Genomic DNA, 19,041 nt, shown 5'->3' on the forward strand with positions numbered 1-19,041 from the left:
GTGAGGCCGCTGCGATCACTGCGCCGCCCAGGCATTGAAGCGCTCGTTCAGCGCCTCGATGTTGTCGACCCAGAAAGCGGTGTCGAACGAGAGGCCATGCTCGATCACCCCCGGCGCCGTCGGCAGATAGGGCAGCACATTCGGCGCGATGTTGCCGGTGGCATCCTTCAGCGTCGGACCGTAGGCCAGCACATTGGCGACGTCCTGCTGGCGTGCCGAGGTCTGGATGAACTTCAGGAAGCTCTCGGCCTGATCCTTGTTCGGCGAATTGGCCAGGATCACCCAGCTGTCGACCTGGTAGATGAAGCCCGCCGGCCAGGCGAGGGCGAAGTTGGTCTTGTCGGCGTTGTTCACGGCGAAGATACGCCCGTTATAGACGCTGGTCATCGCCACTTCGCCGGATTGCAGCAGCTGGACCGGCTGCGAGCCGGCTTCCCACCAGACGATGTCCTTCTTGATGGTGTCGAGCTTCTTGAAGGCCCGATCGACACCCTCCTTGGTCGCCAGCAGCTTGTAAACGTCGTCCTGCGGCACGCCATCCGCCAGCAGCGCGAATTCCAGCGACTGGCGCGGGCCGCGGCGCAGCGAGCGCTTGCCGGGGAATTTCTTGGTGTCGAAGAAATCCGCCCAGCTCTTCGGGCCGTTATCGCCGAGCTTGGCCTTGTCATAGGCAAGCGCGGTGGACCAGACGAAGGTGCCGGTGCCGCATTCATTGGTCATGCCCGGCAGATACTGCTCCTGCCCGCCGAGCTTCGACCAGTCGAGCCAGGCATAGATGCCCTCCTCGCAGCCCAGCACGAGCTCGTCCGCCTCGACCTGCACCACGTCCCAGGTGGATTCGCCCTGCGCCTTGGTGCGCAGCACGCCGATGCCGCCGTTCCAGCTGTCATGCACGAGCTTGTTGCCGGTATCCTTTACGTAAGGCTGGAACATCGCCTTGTCCTGCGCCGCCTGGGCGGTGCCGCCCCATCCCACCACCGTCAGGTCGCGCGCCATCGCCGCGCCGGCCGCGATGGAAAGGCCGGCGGTGAGGCCGGCGGCGAGCATCAGTCGTCCGATTGTGTTCTTCATGATCGTTCCCTCCCTGTTGTCGGCACGTGAAATCGGCCCCGACCCTCAGCGCGCGGGCGCGTCGAGGGCGAGGCAATCGGAGATACTGCAGCCGATCCGCAGATCCTGGCCGGCGATGAAGTTCCGGCTGCTCTCGGCATTGGGCACCTTGGCGATGAACTCGGTGCTGTTCATGGTCGACAGCCGCAGCCTGAGATGATCGCCATGATAGATCACCTCCTCGACCCGCGCGGGCATCACATTCGCAAAGGCCGCGCCCTCGGCGAGGATACGCACGCGCTCGGGGCGTATCGAGACGAGCTTGCGCACGCCGATGGTGCGGTCGCCGAGAAGGTCGCAGCGCAGCAGGCCGCCCGGGATTTCCACCTCTCCGGTATTGCCCGCCACGTTCCGCAGCGTGCCGTGCACGGCGTTGTTTTCGCCGATGAAGCCGGCCACGAAGGCGTTTTGCGGGTGCTCGTAGAGCTCCTTCGGCGTGGAAAGCTGCTGGATGCGGCCCTCATTGAACACCGCCACCCGATTGGACATGGTCAGCGCCTCGCCCTGATCGTGAGTGACATAGACGATGGTCACGCCGAGCCGCTCGTGAAGATGCTTGATCTCGTACTGCATCGCCTCGCGCAGCTGCTTGTCGAGGGCGCCGAGCGGCTCGTCCATCAGGATCAGCACCGGCTCGAACACCAGGGCACGCGCCAGCGCCACGCGCTGCTGCTGGCCGCCGGAGAGCTGGCCGGGCTTGCGATCCGCCAGATGCTGCAAATGCACCATGCCGAGCGCCGTGCGGGCACGCCGCTCCGTCTCAGCCGCCGACAGCTTCCGAACGCTGAGCGGAAAGCCGATATTCTCCAGCACGGTCATATGCGGAAACAGGGCGTAGTTCTGAAACACCACGCCGATGTCGCGCTTATGCGGCGGCACGCCATCGATCGGCCGGCCGGCCAGCGTGATCCGCCCCGCGGTCGGACGCTCGAAGCCGGCAAGCATCATCAGGCAGGTGGTCTTTCCGGACCCCGAAGGGCCGAGCATCGTCAGAAACTCGCCCTTGGCGATTTCGAGATCGAGATCGGACACGACGAGCGAGCGCCCGTCATAGGTCTTGCGGACTTTCTCGAAGGTGACGAAAGCGTCGGTCATGGGATCATGCACTGCCAAGGCCCGGGAAGATATCGAGCGAAGTGGGACACCCTAGCGGAGTCGTGGGGCAGTGGACCAGTCCCCTCTCATGCGGCAGGGTGGATCGCCGGTGCACAACAGCCTGCCCGCCGCGGATGCGCGGGGGCGGCGCAGGAGCCGGCCCGCCGACCGAGCCATTGCGATCGGCTCGCGGTCACACGCTGATGCGCCCCGTCGCCAGGCCATAGAGCGCCAGCACCGCGCCCGCGGCAACGATGCCGAACAGCACCAGCTCCGCCGGCGTGAAGATTCGTTGGCCCCGCTCCTTCTGGGTGACCAGGAAGAGCACCGTTCCCGGCGCGTAGATGACCAGCGACAACAGCAGGAACTTCAGTCCGCCGGCATAGATCAATCCCAGCGCGTAGACCGTCGCCAGCGCGGCCCGCACGATGTCGCCGCGCGGCCCCCGTGCCTGTGGCTCGTAGCCCTCGCCGCTCCAGGCCAGCTTGAGCGCGTAAGCCGCGGTGAGGAGATACGGCAGGAGGATCATCGAGGAGGTGAGCTTGAGCGCCAGCAGGAAGGCCTGCTCGGCGAACAAGGTGAGGACCAGGAAGAGCTGGATGAGGATATTGGTCAGCCAGAGCGCGGCGAACGGCACCTTGTTGCGGTTCTCCGCCGCCAGGAAGGCCGGCATGCTCTCCATCTTCGCCGCCGAGAACAGCACCTCCGCCGCCAGCAGCGACCAGGAAAGATACGCCCCCAGCACCGAGACGATGAGCCCGACGCTGATGAACACCGCCCCCCACGGCCCGACCACGGCCCGCAGCACGCCGGCCATCGAAGGGTTGCGCAGCTCGGCAAGTTCCGGGCGCAGCAGCACGCCATAGGACAGCATCGTCACCAGCACCAGGAGACAGAGCACGCCGAGGAAGCCCAGCAAGGTGGCGAGGCCGACATCGGAACGCTTGCGGGCATAGCGCGAATAGACGCTGGCACCTTCAATGCCGACGAAGACGAACACCGTCACCAGCATGGTGCCGCGCACCTGCGCGAACAGCCCCTCGGCCTCCAGCCCCGGCCCGCCGTGGAAGTTCAGGGCGAAGATGTCCGCCTTGAAGCCGAAGCCGACGAAGACGAGGAAGATCAGGATCGGAATGATCTTCGCCACGGTGACGACGGTGTTGATGAAGGCGGCCTGCCGAACCCCGCGCAGGATAAGGAAATGGACGATCCACACGCCGATCGAGGAGACGGCCACCGCCGCCACGGTGTTGCCATCGCCGAAGACGGGGAAAAGGGCACCGAGCGTCGATTTGATCAGCACCCAGTAGGAGACGTTGCCGAGGCAGCAGACCGTCCAATAGCCCAATGCCGAGAGGAAGCCGGGATAATTGCCGAAGCCCGCCTTGGCATAGGCGAAGACGCCGGCATCGAGCTCCGGCTTGCGGCGCGCCAGGGTCTGGAAGACGAAGGCCAGCATCAGCATGCCGCCGCCGGCAATGGCCCAGGCGATGAGCGCGCCGAGCCCGCCGGTGACACGCCCGAAGGTCTGCGGCAGCGAGAAGATGCCCGCGCCGACCATCGAGCCCACCACCATGGCAGTGAGGGTCGGCAGCGCAAACTTCTGTTCCGTCGGCTGGTTCATGCTGGGCACCACTTGCGGGCGAGGAACAGGGGTGGAGGCGGCAAGCCGCCCCTCACCCATGCCTAACCGCCGTTTCGTCAGAAAGCCATCGCGTCGCCGACCTTCACATGTCAGCCGGCACCTGCTGGGGAGCTGCGCTCCAGGCAAGCTTCAACGTCATGCCGCCTGGCGCGTGGGTTTCGACTGCCGCCCACCACTTCAGTGGCGACGCTGGCATCCGCGATGGGCGAATCGCCGCGCACGGCGCCACACTGTCGGCTCGGGCACGGCCGCTGGACCGCCTTCACGACTTGCACGACCTTTGCAGAGCGGCGGCGGGCCATCCGGAAGAGGACAGACGAGAATGGTGGCGCGCGATTGATGGCACGAGAGCGTCATTCGCTGCCGAACAGGGAATCCGTTGCGGTTATCAGCCCGATCTGCGGATTGATCGCGCAATATGCACCCAGCTTTTCCGCGTTCTGGACAAACTTGTCCGTATCGATGACCGGCGGAGCGTCCTCATCCTTGTAATAGGCATCGAGCCACGAAAGTATGATTCCGATAGTCGACTTGTCGCTATCGATGAACTGCTTGCATGTCATGGTGGACAAATCCCATTTGTCCGCCATCACCGGGCTAGCGCTAAGGACAAACGCAACAACGGCGACTGCATATTTCATGGGCGAGATCCTCCTGCGGCGATGCTTGTTATGGGCTCGCAACGTGCCGCGGCCGAACGCCCCCCGCGCGGGTCCTGACGGTTGCCCGACCGTTGACGCGAATGTCGTTACCGCAACCTGACGCCTGGCCCGTTGCCGCTCCGGTTGATGAATACCACACCCGCACGCTGGTGCATGCGGGATCGCTCCGACGGCGGGCGGCTTTTGTCCGGCATTCAGAGGCAGCGCGGCGCGCAGAGGCGACGGTGGGACCGGAATGGCGCCGGCCGAAAACGCCCGGACAGAGGAAGAAGGCCAGAAAGGCGCGATGGAGACCGGCAAAATCAAAGCCGATGCACGCGACGGATCGCGCATGCTTTATCGCTGGAAACGACCTCGTGCGCTTAAATCCTCGCGACGAGAAAATAATAGGGACGGATATCTTCCAGCCCACGAAACATGGCGATGGATGGCACGCGGCAGCGCGCCATCCAACTTCAGCCGTGTTCAGTAAGCCTCCGGCACATACATCTCCGGCGGCACCGGGTGGCGCTCATAATCTGCATGACGCACGCGCTCGGGCAGCACGATCTCCGGCCGCGGCACCGTCTCATAGGGGATCTGGTCGAGCAGATGGGCGATGCAGTTGAGTCGCGCCTTCTTCTTGTCCACCGCCTGCACCACCCACCAGGGCGCGTCGGACGTGTGGGTGCGCGCGAGCATCTCTTCCTTGGCGTGCGTGTAGTCCTCCCAATGCACCCGGCTCTGCAGGTCCATCGGCGACAGCTTCCACTGCTTCAGCGGATCCTGAATGCGCATCTGGAAGCGAAATTCCTGCTCTTCATCGGTGATGGAGAACCAGTACTTGATCAGGATGATGCCGGAGCGCACCAGCATCCGCTCGAAATCCGGAACCGAGCGGAAGAACTCCTCCAACTCGTCCGGCGTGCAGAACCCCATGACCCGCTCGACACCGGCGCGGTTGTACCAGCTGCGGTCGAACAGCACGATTTCGCCGCCGGCGGGCAAATGCGGGATATAGCGCTGGAAGTACCACTGGCTGCGTTCGCGCTCGGTCGGCGCCGGCAGGGCCACCACGCGGCAGACACGTGGATTCAGGCGTTGGGTGACGCGCTTGATCGCACCGCCCTTGCCGGCGGAATCGCGTCCCTCGAACAGCACCGCCACCTTGAGCTTCTTGTGCTGCACCCAGTCCTGCAGGCGGATGAGCTCGTGCTGGAGCCGGAACAGCTCGCGGAAATAGAGCTTGCGCTCGATCGTCGGCGCCCCGCCCTCGCCCATGCCTTCCGCGACGAGTTCGTCGAGCCGGTCCTCGTCGAGCTGCGTTTCCAGCTCCTCGTCGAAGCTGTCGGCAATCTCCTCGCGGATGCGATCAAGTTGGGTTTTGGGATCGTCGGTCATTGGGCTTTCCTGGTCTGTCTTGGCGATGACGCGGGCGGAGAGTGCACCCTATCGGGCTGTCCAGCCGTCCGCGGCCGAGCCGGTGACGAGCGCATTCGCCGAAATCAGTGACGTCATGAGGCGGCTTCCACGAGACGTGCCACGAGGCGCGCACCTCGGGACAATGATCCGCCGCACACTGTCATTGTCATGTGTAGGCTTTACAACAGAGCGGAGCGGCCTCGAGCCGAGCCTGGGGTCATGCAGTATGACCCGCGAGGCGCCGAGCGCCGAATGGCCTGATGCCGCCATTGTCCAGCAGCGGCGCCGCAGCGTTTTCGACCGCGACGATCCCGGCCGGCGAATCTTCCATGGGTCCGGAAGCTTATGCGCGTCGGGTACTTGCAGATCGACGGGAAATGCCCCGCCGCCGCCCTCCCCCGACCGTTTTCGACCCGGAAGCTGCGAGGCCGTGAAGGAGCGCCAAGAGCCTGTCCGCCCCTTCCCCCGTGAACGGAGGCTGCCGCCCGCCGATACGTCACGCCGTTATTGCGGGCAAAGAAAAGGGACGGTGCGACTGGCCGCACCGTCCCTCATCCAACTGACGTTTCGTCAGAAATCCACCGCGTCGCGGATGATCGGACAGGTCATGCAATGGCCGCCACCGCGCCCACGCCCGAGTTCGGAGCCGTCGATGGTGATGACCTCGATGCCGGCCTTGCGCAGCAGCGTGTTGGCATAGGTGTTGCGGTCATAGGCGAACACCACGCCGGGCGAGGCGCAGACGAGGTTGGCACCTGAATCCCACTGGGTCCGCTCGCGCATGTAGTCGTTGCCGCCGGTCTCGACGACGCGGATCTCCTTCAGGCCGAGCGCCTCGCGCACCGTCTCGACAAGGCCCTTGTCCTTCGAAAGCTCGAGGCCGCCCTTGCCGTCCGGGCGATAGGAGAAGCACTCGATCTTGTCGACGATGTCGGGATAGAGCAGCACGCAATCGCGGTCGGCGAAGGTGAAGACGGTGTCGAGATGCATCGCCGCGCGCAGCTTCGGCATGGCGGCGATGATGACACGCTCCGCCGCGCCCTTGGCGAACAGTGCCTGTGCCACCTGGCTGATCGCCTGGCGCGAGGTGCGCTCGCTCATGCCGATGAGCACGTTGCCCTTGCCGATCGGCATCACGTCGCCGCCTTCGAGCGTCGCGAGACCCCAATCTTGCGTCGGGTCGCCCCACCACACATTCACCTTGCCGGCGAAATCCGGATGGAACTTGTAGATGGAGGAGGTGAGGATGGTCTCCTCGTGCCGCGCCGGCCAATAGAGCGGGTTCTGCGTCACGCCGCCATAGATCCAGCAGGTGGTGTCGCGGGTGTAGAGCGTGTTGGGCAATGGCGGCAGCAGATACTCGTTGACGCCGGCGGCGTCGCGGATCAGCGCCAGCGTCTCGCCGCCGATGGTCTCGGGGAACTCATAGGTGGAGAGGCCACCGATCAGCGTCTCGGCGAGCTGGCGGTTTGGCAGGCCATCAAGATAGGAGCGCACTTCCTCGACGAAGCCGACGCCAATCTGGTTCGGCACCACCTGATGGTCGAGGATCCATTTCCTCGCCTCGGGGATCGCGACCGTTTCGGTGAGGAGGTTGTGCATCTCCACCACCTCGATGCCGCGATCGCGCATCTTGGTCATGAAGTCGAAATGGTCGCGCTTGGCGACGTCGACCCACAGCACGTCGTCAAACAAGAGCTGGTCGCAATTGCTGGGGGTCAGGCGCTGATGCGCACGGCCCGGCGCGCAGACCATGACCTTGCGCAGCTGGCCGACCTCGGAATGCACGCCGAAGGGGGTTTCCATATTGGGCTCCCAATGCTTGTTCTTGTCAGGGGGTGATGATGCCGGTCGCGAGGCCATAGGCCCCGATCAGGCCGGCGATGACGGTCACGGCGAAGACGATGAGTTCAACGGGGGTGAACAGGCGCGCCTTCTGCTCGCGCCGCGCCCAGAAATAGAGCACGGTGCCCGGCACGAAGAGCACGGCGACCAGCAGCACGTATTTCAGGCCTGCGGCGACGAACATGAACAGGGTATAGATGACGGCGATCCAGCCGAAGATCTGGTCGCGGCCGCGCTTGTCCGGCGTCTTCTCGTAGCCGACGCCGCTGCGGGCCAGCAGCACGCCATAGCCGGCAACCAGTAGATAAGGCAGAAGCGCGGTGACGCTGGTCATGTCGAGCATGAAGTTGAAGGCGTCGCGCGACCAGTAGGTCGAGATCACGAACAGCGAGACGACGATGTTGGTCAGCCACAACGCATTGGCCGGCACGCGATTGCCGTTCTGCGCCGCGAACATCTTCGGCATGTCGTTGGACTTTGCCGCCGCGAACAGCACTTCGGCGCAGATCAGCGACCAGGCAAGATAGGCACCGAGCACCGAGACCAGCACACCGATGGAGATGAACACCGCGCCCCAGTGCCCGACCACCAGTTCGAGTGCGCCGGCAAGCGAGGGATTCTGCACCCCGGCGATCGCCGCGCGCGGCGCCGTGGCGAAGGGCAGCAGCGTGATCGCGACCATAAGCCCAGTGACGGCGACGAAGCCCAGGATGGTGGCGGAACCGACATCCGAGCGCTTCTTGGCGAAGCGGGAATAGACGCTGGCGCCCTCGATGCCGAGGAACACGAAGACGGTGATGAGCATGGTGTCGCGCACCTGCGCCAGCAAGGTCTTTTCCGGCATGCCCACGCCGCCGAAGAAATTTTCGGAAAACTGCGAGTAGTTGAAGAAGAAGATGAAGGCGAGGATCGCTACGATCAGCGGCACGATCTTGGCGATGGTGACGACCGTGTTGATGAAGGTCGCTTGCTCGACGCCGCGCAGGATCATGAAATGGAACGACCAGATGCCGATCAGCGACACGATGATGGCGATGGCCGTGCTTCCATCCCCGAAGGCAGCTGGGAAGAAAAAGCCGAGCGTCGAGCCGATCAGCACCCAATAGAACACGTTGCCGAGGCAGCTGCCGAGCCAGTACCCGAAGGCAGAAAGGAAGCCCATATAGTCGCCGAAGCCGGCCTTGGCATAGGCGAAGACGCCGGAATCGATGTCCGGCCGCCGCTCGGCCAACGCCTGGAACACGCGCGCCAGCATATACATGCCGGTGCCGGCGATCGCCCAGGCGATGATGGCGCCGAAAGGCCCCGTCGCGGTGGCGAAGCGCCCGGGCAGGTTGAAGATGCCGGCCCCGACCATCGAGCCGACCACCATGGCGGTGAGCGAGAACAGGGAGAGTTTGCCGACCGGCTTGTCAGCCATGATGCGCCTCACGACGTGGGGATGATATTGGTTGGGGCAGGAAACAGTAATCTTTTGTCATCTCAATAAATTGACCCTATCCAATTGACGGCATGTAATCCCAAACGCTAACGCTTGTTAAGCCTCGAGGCGACAACAATTATGCTGCATATGCGAGATAGATTTATGTACACAGAAGTAACAGCGACCGAAAATGGCGGGTGATTTTGCGCCGCAGCATTTTCATGTCTCCAGCGCGCGCGCCGCTTGCGGAAGTCGCCCGCTGTAGCTCCCAGAGGTATGATTTACCGCCAGCCGCCAGCGCCCACCCCGCCGGACCGCGGCTCGCAAGGTGCGTCCTTGAGCGGCAAACCGGAGGCAACGGAACCCATTCTTTGCCGAGCCGTCGCGTCGCGCGCTTCGGCGGTGCACCCAGGTACTCAGCCTGCTGCACTGCCCTCATGCATGAGATTTGTGAGGAGGCCCGCCGAGGTCATCCATCCGTCGAACGAGCCCTACTGCCGCCGCATGGGACTCTCGGCATTTCTCTCCGGGAATGTCTCGACATTCCACACGCCCTGCCTGGCCGAGTTGCGAATGCCCGGCAGCGTCCGAACAGCCGAAGCGCCCGGTGGCCGGCTGCCTCAGGCCTTCAACTCAAGCCGATAGGCATAGCCGTCGCCGCGGAACAGGCTCTCGACATACTCCACCATGCGCTGCTGCCTGTCGAAGGAGCGGCATTTAATGAGAAGGCATGGCCGGGGTTCGGCGAAACCGAAGACCGCGCATTCCTCGGCGCTGGGCGAGGTGGCCTCGATCGACTTCTCGCAATGGCCGAGCGGCACGCCATTGTCGGCGAGATAACTGTAGATCGAGCCTGACACATCCGCCTCGGCGAGACTCGGGCAGCATTCGAGATCGTACCAGGCGACCTCGCGGGCGAGCGGCACATCGTCGCCATAGCGGATGCGGATGAGATTGAGGAACATCGTCGTCGAGGGACGTCCGAAGATCGAGGCGATGGATCGATTGGCTACGACCAAGCGCTCGACAACACGGCTCGACGGCTTGCGACCTAGTTCTTCCATCTCCTCGGTAAAACTTCTCAGCCGGTTCAGGGCCGGCCCCAGCACCGGATCCGCATCCTGAACAACATGGCCGAGCCGCCCATGCGCCGCCAGTAACTTCCGCTTGCGCAGGGCGTCGTAGGCACGCTGAATCGTGGTGCGGCTGACGCCCAGATCCGCCGAAAGCTGGCGTTCCGCCGGCATGGTGAAGCCGACCGGCAGGGTCCCCGCCGCGATCATCGCAGCGACCTGATCTTCGAGTTGTCGATAAATAGGCATGGCGGTATCGGTGTGCACGAAAAGGCTATCAACGAGCCGTGGCGCAATAATCATGTTAACCTTGATTAAAACGGAGACATATGAACCAGTCGAGCAGGCTCAAGCAGCAACCGCTAACGGCATAAACCAATCGCCCGATCAGCTGAAAACCAGGACCGGGCGAGCAATGTTTGGGTCTTGGAAAATTATTTGGTCGCAAATAAGGCTAGTGACAATACCATATGGGATACGAACCGGTATTGCCGGTCACTTCCCTGAAGCACGATAACAGACAAGCACCTTCCAACAGGCCTAGCTACGCAGAGCTGCCAGCGCCTGGCCAATACCGTTGAGAGGAACCTTCAACCGTACCGGTTGACCGTTCGTCATCATGAAGCCGACGAACGCCTCGGTGCCGCCGGCAAGTTCGCGGGAGAGAGCGGCGTCGAAGAGTCCCGCCGCCTCGCAACCATTGGCGTCGCACAATATATAGTCCACCTTGCGCGTCTTGCCCGCATCAATGGTAAGTTGCACCCCGTCCTTGATCATCACCCCGAGCGGGGTACGCAGGGCGAAGATGGGCTTGCCTGCCCCGTCATTGCCGATCTCCCAGATCAAGATGTTCTGACGGTTCTGGTTGCTGGTGATCCGTAGATTGGCCGAGCAGATTTTCTTCGCGCCCTTGGAGAGATTATCGCGGCAGGTCACCGTCCAGTTCTCATAGACGACGGTTTCGGTCCGGGGCGGGGCGGCGGGGCTCGGCTGCGCCGCAGGCGCCTGGGCGGAGGCCGGGGCGGCAATGGCCATCCCGGCCAGCGACAACACCATGCCGAGAAATCCGAGACGACGTGGAGAAGATTGGCGGGTCATGTAAGTGCTCCTCTCGGGCACACGCTTCCAGCACGGCAACTACCGTTGCGCACGGTCGCAACGAAACAGGCCGATCCGGCAGGATCGACCTGTCGCTCTGCGATCCTATGGTCAGATTACCACTTGTAGCGCACGCCGGTAAGCGCCGTTCCCGAGGTGAAGTCTCCGTTGAACTTGATGTTGGCGTTTACGAAACCGCTCCATCCGCTGTCCTTGGAGAACCAGTTGAGATTGCCCCCCACTTCCCCGAAGGCACCGTCGAAATCGTCCGCCACGTTGAACGGCGTGCCCGGATTGACGATGGTGACGGTGTTGTCGCCATCGAACTCGTACCACAGGCGACCAACGGCCGAGGCCTCCATCCAGTAGGTGTCGGTCTCATGCAGCCGGCCGCCAATGCGGGCGCCGAGAGCCCCGCGCAAGCTGTCCCCGTCATTGAACTGCACGCTGGTGTCGGACAGGCCGTTCAGATTGTCGATGCTGGTGTTGACATAGGCCAGCGTGGCGACGGGCTCGAAATAGAGCTTCTCCGTCCAGGCCATGCGATAGCCACTGTCGAGCACGAAGCCGACCGAGGTGACGTCGCTGCTCTCGTTGGAATAGCCGAAGCCGCCCAGCGTCGGCGCGCTGTAGTCGAGGTCGAGGAAGTCGGCCTTGAGCAGCGCGTCGAAGAAGAAGCCGCCATTGATATAGGTGCCGTACACGCCCACCGTTCCACCCGAATAGTCGCCGGAGGTCGGCGAATTGTCGAAGTCGAGCGAGGAGGTGACGTAGCCGCCCATGACGCCGAAGATCCACGCCGTGCTGTCGGTGGTCTTGCCGAAATCGGCACCGACGATGAAACCGTAGGTATCCTGGCTGTAGGAAGTGTCGAAGCTGTAATTGTTGCCGAGAGCGTTGTAGCTGGAGGTGTTGTCACGCGACATCCAGCTGCCGACCGCCTTCGCCCATACACCGGGCGTGACGCTCTGCGCCGCGACGGGTGGCGCCTTGGTGACCAGCCCGTGCTCCTTGGTCACGATGGCGGCGGCCGGACCAGCCGGCACCGGATTCAGCAGATAGGAGCGCAGGTCGGCCTGGCGATCGAGCCAGAGACCGGCGGTCTCGTGCCAGATCGTCTGCGCGCCGGTGATGAAGGACGGCAGTTCATAGGCCTCCTGATCCGGCACGCCGACCAGATATTGCCCGGTGCCGCCGCCCGCGACCGGCGCCACCGCGAGGTCGTAGATGAACAGGCCCTTGTCGATGACACCGCCAAACTTGTTCACGTAGTTGGCGGAGCCCGGATCGATCACGAAATTCGAGGCGTTGGTCGTGCCGTTCTGAGCGGTGACCACCAGGATGCCGTCCGGGTTGAAGCTTCCCGGCCCGGCATTGAGATCGTTCACGAAGATCTTCGTCGTGCCGAGCGTGGCGGCCCCCGCGATCGGGTTGCCGTTCACATCGAGCCCGCCGATCACCAGTCTGTCCGAGGTCGAGCCCGGGCCGCCGAGATAGGCGTCGACGCCCAGCCCGCTATTGCCCACCCCGGTGAAGGTGCCGCTGGTATAGGTGACGTCGCGCGTGGCATTGAAGGCGAGCGTGCCCGGTGCCTCGTCGACCATCGTCAGCAGGCCGGCGCCGGCATTCGCCGGGTCGCCGTTCACGAAGCTTTCCAGCGAGAGGAAGCTGGTCTGCTCGGCGACATTGCCCTGCAGCGCGGTGACGATGCGGCCGGGATTGGTCAGCGTGTCGGCGCCGGCGCCGAAGCCGCTGTTGCCGACTACCACCCAGCTGTTCGAGCTGAGATTGTTGACGCTGTCGGCATTGTCGGTGAGGCCGATGCGGCCGACGAGGGCGCCCGAATTGTTGATGGTGGTCGCGCCGCCATCGGTGTCGATGGCGATGCGGCTGGCGGCGGTGACGAGATCATTATTCGCCGGGACGCTGCCATCGAAGGCCCAGGCCGTCACCAGCGCGGCGTTGCCGATATTGATCACCGTGGCATCGTCGCTGGTGACCGAGATCACCGCATTGGGCCAGGTCTGGCCGGAGCCGGAGACGATGGAGTTCTGGCCGATAGTCACCGTCGCGACATCGGCATTGATGACGCGGATGGCGCTGCCGGTGCCGGTCGCATCGGAGTCGCCGCGGATGAAGCTGTTCTGGCCCGTCGTGACACCGACATCATCCCAGCTGCCGGCGACGATGGCGTCGGTGCCGGCGCTGACGGAACTGCCGAAACCGGCCGTCACCGATGCGTCGTTACCGCCGCCGCCGATATTGTTGAACGCCGAGATGCCGGTACCGCCGGAGACGATGCGGGACGTGTCGCCGGTGATCACCACCGCATCGCCCGATCCGCCCGAGAGTTTGGTCGCCGCAATGCCGGCATTGGTAGCGGATATGACCGTCCCCGAACCGGTGATGACCGCGGCATCGCCGTCCTGTGCCTCGCCATAGGCTGCCACGCCATCGCCGGCAGTGATGTTGCCCAGAACGAGGACGCCGATCTCTCCGGCGCCCGAGGTCTTGGCGACATTGATACCCGTCGCGCCGGCGTTGATGGTGCCGAAATTCACCACGGCAACATCGCCGTTGCCGACCTCATGGTCGATGTCGATACCGTCCTCGGCGGCGATGATGTCGCCGCCGGCGCTGACGACAACCGCCTCGGTGCCGTTGCCATCACTGGCGAACTTGTTCACCGAGATGCCATCGTCACCGGCGTTGATGGTGCCGAAGCTGTTGGTGGACACCGTGACGACGCCCGCCCCGCCACCATTCAGCACGAAGATGCCGTCATTGCCGGTCGCCGGCCCCGACAGCCCGCCAATGGCGCCGTTCACACTGATGGTGGTATCGCCATCGCCGCCCTTGAGGGCGAGCACGCCGACGCCGTCGGACTGGATGGAGCCGGCGCCATTGACGTTGATGTTGACGTTTCCGGTGCCGATATTGCCGCCGAGGATGCCGGCGGCCGTCGCCTGCACATTGGCGTTCACATTGACCGTGGCGTCGCCGGAACCGATCGTGAAGGCGCCGCCGCCCACCACCGGCGGATCGATCTCGGCATTGATGGTCGTGGTGGCGTTGCCGCTACCCGCCGCGAGTGCGAACACGCCGACATAGCCGCCGCCCGGCACCGAGACCTTGGCGTTGGTGGTGACGTTGGCATCGCCGCCGAGATTGAAGCCGACCACGCCGGCGATCGGCGCCGTGACCTCGCCAAACGTGGTGACATCCACCGTGCCGCCGCTGCCTATGGCACCACCGACCACGCCGACACCGGAGGTGGCGACAACGGTGCCATTAGTGACGAGGTCGACATCGGCATTATCGCCGATCTGCAAGGCACCGACGCCCAGCAGATTGCCGGTCACCGACGCCCCGGTGGTCACGCCGAGCACGCCATTTTCACCGATGCCCAGCCCGAGCACGCCGAGCCCATCACTCGAAGCGACCGCCGCCTGGGTGTTGATGAACAGCGAACTGTCGTCGCCAACCGCGATGCCACCGACGCCGAGATAGCGGCCCTGCACCGTGCCGCGCGTCAGCACCGTGACCTCGTTGCCGGAGGCCCCGATGGCCCCGCCAATGACACCCAGCCCATCGGTGGAGGTGACGGCGCCGTCGGTGGTGACCGACACCACATTGTCGCTGCCGAGCGTGAGGGCTCCGACGCCGAGATAGCGGCCGTCCACCGTACCGCCGGTGACGACTTCGATGACATTGCTGCCGAGACCGATGCCGGCCACGCCAAGCCCGTCGCTCGAGACGACCGGGCCCGCCGTCTCGACGGAGAGCGAGCCACCCGTTCCCGCGATAAGGCCGCCGACGCCGAGATAGCGGCCGTCCACCGCATCCCCGGCGAGAACGTTTACCGACGTGTTGTCGCCAAGGCCGATGCCGATGATGCCGAGCCCTTCGGTCGCAGTGACCGGACCTTGCGTCGTCACATCGAGGGTGCTGCCCGTGCCCGCCACGATGCCGCCGACGCCGAGATAGCGACCGGAGACCGCCGCCTCGGTGAGAATGGTGGCGGAGTTGCCGGACGCCCCCACCGCACCGCCGAGGACGCCGAGACCGTCGGCCGACGTGACCGCCTGCTCGGTGGTGACCACCACGGTGCTGTCGTCGCCGAGATTCAGCGCGCCGACGCCGAGATAGCGGCCGGACACGTCGCCCTGGGTCCGCACATCGATGGCGTTCGCGTTGCCGACGCCCAGTACCGCGACACCCAGGCCGCCGGCGGAGGTGACATCGTCGACCGCCGTCAGGCCGAGCGTGTTCTGGCTGCCGATCAGCAGGCCGCCGACACCGAGATATTCCCCTTCCACCGTATCGGACGTGAGGATCTGCACCTGGTTCTGGTTGCCGATGGCCCCGCCCAGCACGCCGAGGCCGCCTGTCGCGACCACCTCGCCGAGCGTATCGACCGTCACCGTGTTGCCGTTGCCGATCGCCAGCGCGCCGACGCCGAGATACTCGCCCTCGACATCGCCTAACGTGTCGACATCCACCACATTGCCGTCGCCGAACGACAGCGCGGCGACGCCAAGTCCATCTGCCGAAGCGACGTCGCTTTCGGTGAGGATCTTGAGGGAGCCATCGTCGGTGCCGAGCAGGCCGCCGACGCCGAGATAGCGGCCGGTGACCTCCTGCTCGGTGGTGATCGAGACATGGTTGTTGGCGTTGGTGCCGATCGCCCCGCCGAGCACGCCGAGACCGCCCGCCGCATGCACCTCGTCCTCGGTGAGGATGGTGACGGTGCTGTCGTCGCCGAGATTCAGCGCCCCCACACCCAGGAGATCGCCCTCGACGCGGTCGCGGGTGGTGACGTCCAGCAGGTTGTTGTTGCCGATGCCGAGCCCCGCGACGCCGAGACCATCCGAGGACGTCACGTCGGCGCGGGTCAGGATGGTGAGATCGCTGTCATTGCCGATGATCAGGCCGCCCACGCCGAGGAAATCGGCATCGACGGAGCCATAGGTTTCGATGTCGACGCTGCCATTGGCACCAATGGCGGCACCGACCACGCCCACCGCATCGGACATCACCGAGCCACTGCTGGTGGTGCCGATATCGACCGTTCCGTTGTCACCGACGACGATACCGGCAATGCCGACAATGCCGGCATCGACAGGACCGGTGGAGGAAATCGTGACGCCATTGCCGGCGCCGATAGCCGCGCCGACGACACCGAGGCCGTCGGTGAGGACAGGGCCGAGATTGGTCACGCTGACCGCGCCGGCTCCACCATTGTCGCCGACGAGCAGGCCGCCCACACCGAGAATGTCAGCATCGACCGGGCCGGTATTGACGACGGAAACCGTGTTGCCGGCTCCGATGGCGACGCCGATGACGCCGAGCCCGGCGGTGGCGACGACGCCCTGGTTGCCGACATCCACCGCGCCGTTGTCGCCGACGAGCAAGCCGCCGACCCCGACAATGCCGGCGTTGATCGGGCCGGCATTGTTCACATCGACGACGTTGTTGTCGCCGATCGCGGCACCGATGACGCCGAGGCCCGAGGTGGCAATCGCGCCGGTATTCGACACGGTAACGGCGTCGGCTCCGCCATTGTCACCGACCAGAACGCCACCGACACCGAGGAACTGCGCCTGCACCGACGCGGTGTTCTCGACATCGACCTCGTAATTGTCGCCGACGGCAAGGCCGAGCACGCCGAGGCCGCCATTGTTCTTGATGATGCCGCCATTGTCGACGACCACCGATTTGCCGCCGGCACCGCCGGCACCAAGCGCGACACCGGCCACACCGACCAAGCCACCATCGATGGTGCCGGTGTTCTCGACCAGAACGTCATTGCCGTCGCCGACGGCGAGGCCGAGCACGCCGACGGCGAAATCGGACACGTCGCCACGGTTGTCGACCACCACGTCCTGCGGACCGGCGGGATTGTCATCGCCGATCTTCACCGCGCCGACCCCGAGCAGCGGCGTGGCGCCGGTGCTGGAGAACACATCGGCACCGTTGTCCACCACGGCGTGGCCGTCACCCACATTGAGGGCGATGACGCCGATCAGATCGGCATCGATCGTGCCGGCTGCAGTGGTCGAAGCGGTGCTGTTGCCGATGGCGAGCGAGCCGGCGCCGATGAGCGGCGGATCGATGGTGCCGTTGAAATTGACCGTCGCATCGCCGCCATTGGAGATGGCGCCGACGCCGATCAAACCGCCCGGCGCCACTTCCACCAGGCCATTCACCGTCACGGTGGCATTGCCATTGGTGTTGAAGCCGAGCACGCCGCCGGCGGTGCCGGCGACGTCGTTGGTCTGCACGTCGACCGTCCCCGGCGTTCCGCCGGTGGCGAGCGAGCCGGCGAGCACGCCGAAGCCATCGCCACCGACCACGCGGCCGCCGCGCGTATCGACATCGACATCGTTGCCGCCATTGCCGATAGCCAGGGCAATGATGCCCGAGCCGTTGGTACCGGTGACGTCGCCACTGGTCGCTACATCGACAGTCGCCTTGCCCTGGCCGACCGGCCAGGTGAGCGGATCGCTCGGATCGAGGCCGGTAATGTCACCGCCGACGCTGCCGGCGATCGCCACCACACCGAGTTGGTCGCCGGTGATAGTGGCGCTGCCCGTCACCTGCGTGGTGGCATCGCCCTCATTGCCGCTCAGCGACCCGGAGGCCGACACCGCAAGAAGGCCGATCCCCGTCGTCCCCGTCACCGATGCGCCATTGGCGGCCACCGTGGTGGACGTATCGAGATCGAGGCCGGCGGACAAGGCGCTGATTCCGTTGACATTGCCGACGACGCCGGCGCCGGAGGTCGTGGTCACGGAGGTTGTTCCACCCAGGCCGAGCAGGCCGATCGAGGTGGCGCTGATGCCGTCGCCGCCCTGTCCGGTCACCACGCCGCCATTCACCAGCACCGTCGCCGGGCCGCCGAGGGTTGTGACATTGATGCCGTTGTCGCCGCCGAGCACGGTCGTGCCGGTGGTGGTGACGGATGTCGTGCCGCCGCTCACCACGATGCCATCGCCGGAAGTTCCGGTAACCACGCCCCCGATCAGATTGATGCCGGAGGAAGCCGAGGTGACGTCGATGCCGTCATCCGACCCCTGATATGTGGTGTTGATGCCGGAGATGCTCACCGTTCCGGCGGTAACGTTGAGCGCATCGCCACCGCCGCCGATGACGACGCCACCGGTGGTCGTCACGCTCGACGAGGCGGCAACGATGTTGATGCCGGTTCCAGCCGTCGAGGCGACGTTTCCAGTGCCGGAGTAATTGCCGGCACCAGGGGCCAGGATATCGACCGCGTTCACCGCGCCCGATCCGAAGGTGTTGCTGATGCTGCCCTGGTTATCGACGCCGCCGATCGAGCCGACGCCGCGTCCCGAAACCGCAACACCCGCCCCCACATTGGCCGGAGGCGAGAGGCAGTTGCGGCCTCCCAAGCCGAAGATGCCGGCATTGGTGGCGCCGGTGGCGAAGTTGCAGGCGGCTTGCGCCGGCGTAGCGCCCACAAGCGCCGCCGCGGAGATCATGGCGACCAGCGTGGTCGCCATCGCCGTGGAGCCAAGGAGCCCACCGCGCCGCGCCTCTGATTGACCGATGATGGCCGGCGACCTGCGCGCAAAGCCTGCGCGACGCGTCTCGAACGTCATATTGTTCCCCAACCCCACGCCGCTTTTCCGGACGGATTCCCCCGGATGCGACGAATCACAGCTG

General features: G+C 64.8%; 10 protein-coding genes. All 10 read right to left on the reverse strand.

Annotation, left to right across the window (positions count from 1 at the left end; genetic code table 11):
• Positions 1-15: 15 nt before the first annotated feature.
• The 10 genes from KHC24_RS19130 to KHC24_RS19175 all read right to left on the reverse strand — a co-directional run bounded on the left by KHC24_RS19130 (position 16) and on the right by KHC24_RS19175 (position 18,878).
• Positions 16-1,071, reverse strand: a complete 1,056-nt coding sequence (locus KHC24_RS19130; protein ID WP_213364889.1) for an ABC transporter substrate-binding protein — start codon at positions 1,069-1,071, stop codon at positions 16-18.
• A 45-nt stretch (positions 1,072-1,116) separates the two neighbouring features.
• Complete coding sequence (locus KHC24_RS19135) at positions 1,117-2,205, reverse strand: ABC transporter ATP-binding protein (RefSeq protein ID WP_213364890.1); 1,089 nt, start codon at positions 2,203-2,205, stop codon at positions 1,117-1,119.
• A 193-nt stretch (positions 2,206-2,398) separates the two neighbouring features.
• Positions 2,399-3,829, reverse strand: a complete 1,431-nt coding sequence (locus KHC24_RS19140) for a basic amino acid/polyamine antiporter (protein WP_213364891.1) — start codon at positions 3,827-3,829, stop codon at positions 2,399-2,401.
• A gap of 374 nt (positions 3,830-4,203) precedes the next feature.
• A complete protein-coding gene (locus KHC24_RS25165; RefSeq protein WP_246547156.1) occupies positions 4,204-4,845 on the reverse strand; it encodes an HdeA/HdeB family chaperone in 642 nt (213 codons plus the stop codon).
• A 132-nt stretch (positions 4,846-4,977) separates the two neighbouring features.
• The gene (gene ppk2 / locus KHC24_RS19150) at positions 4,978-5,892 is read right to left on the reverse strand and encodes a polyphosphate kinase 2 (protein ID WP_213364892.1); all 915 of its coding nucleotides are present in this window, start codon (positions 5,890-5,892) and stop codon (positions 4,978-4,980) included.
• A 591-nt stretch (positions 5,893-6,483) separates the two neighbouring features.
• Complete coding sequence (locus tag KHC24_RS19155) at positions 6,484-7,719, reverse strand: arginine deiminase (RefSeq protein ID WP_213364893.1); 1,236 nt, start codon at positions 7,717-7,719, stop codon at positions 6,484-6,486.
• 25 nt (positions 7,720-7,744) lie between these two features.
• Positions 7,745-9,178 (reverse strand): basic amino acid/polyamine antiporter, encoded by a 1,434-nt coding sequence (locus tag KHC24_RS19160; protein ID WP_213364894.1) that lies wholly within the window; start codon positions 9,176-9,178, stop codon positions 7,745-7,747.
• Between the two features lie 623 nt (positions 9,179-9,801).
• Positions 9,802-10,503 (reverse strand): GntR family transcriptional regulator, encoded by a 702-nt coding sequence (locus tag KHC24_RS19165; RefSeq protein WP_213364895.1) that lies wholly within the window; start codon positions 10,501-10,503, stop codon positions 9,802-9,804.
• A 291-nt stretch (positions 10,504-10,794) separates the two neighbouring features.
• On the reverse strand, positions 10,795-11,352 hold the full coding sequence (locus KHC24_RS19170; protein WP_213364896.1) for an invasion associated locus B family protein: 558 nt from the start codon (positions 11,350-11,352) through the stop codon (positions 10,795-10,797).
• A gap of 116 nt (positions 11,353-11,468) precedes the next feature.
• Positions 11,469-18,878 carry an autotransporter outer membrane beta-barrel domain-containing protein gene (locus KHC24_RS19175; protein WP_213364897.1) on the reverse strand — a complete coding sequence of 2,470 codons (7,410 nt, stop codon included), beginning with the start codon at positions 18,876-18,878 and terminating at the stop codon, positions 11,469-11,471.
• Positions 18,879-19,041 lie beyond the last annotated feature (163 nt).

The sequence above is a fragment of the Ancylobacter defluvii genome, from assembly GCF_018390605.1.
Classification (GTDB): Bacteria; Pseudomonadota; Alphaproteobacteria; order Rhizobiales; family Xanthobacteraceae; genus Ancylobacter; species Ancylobacter defluvii.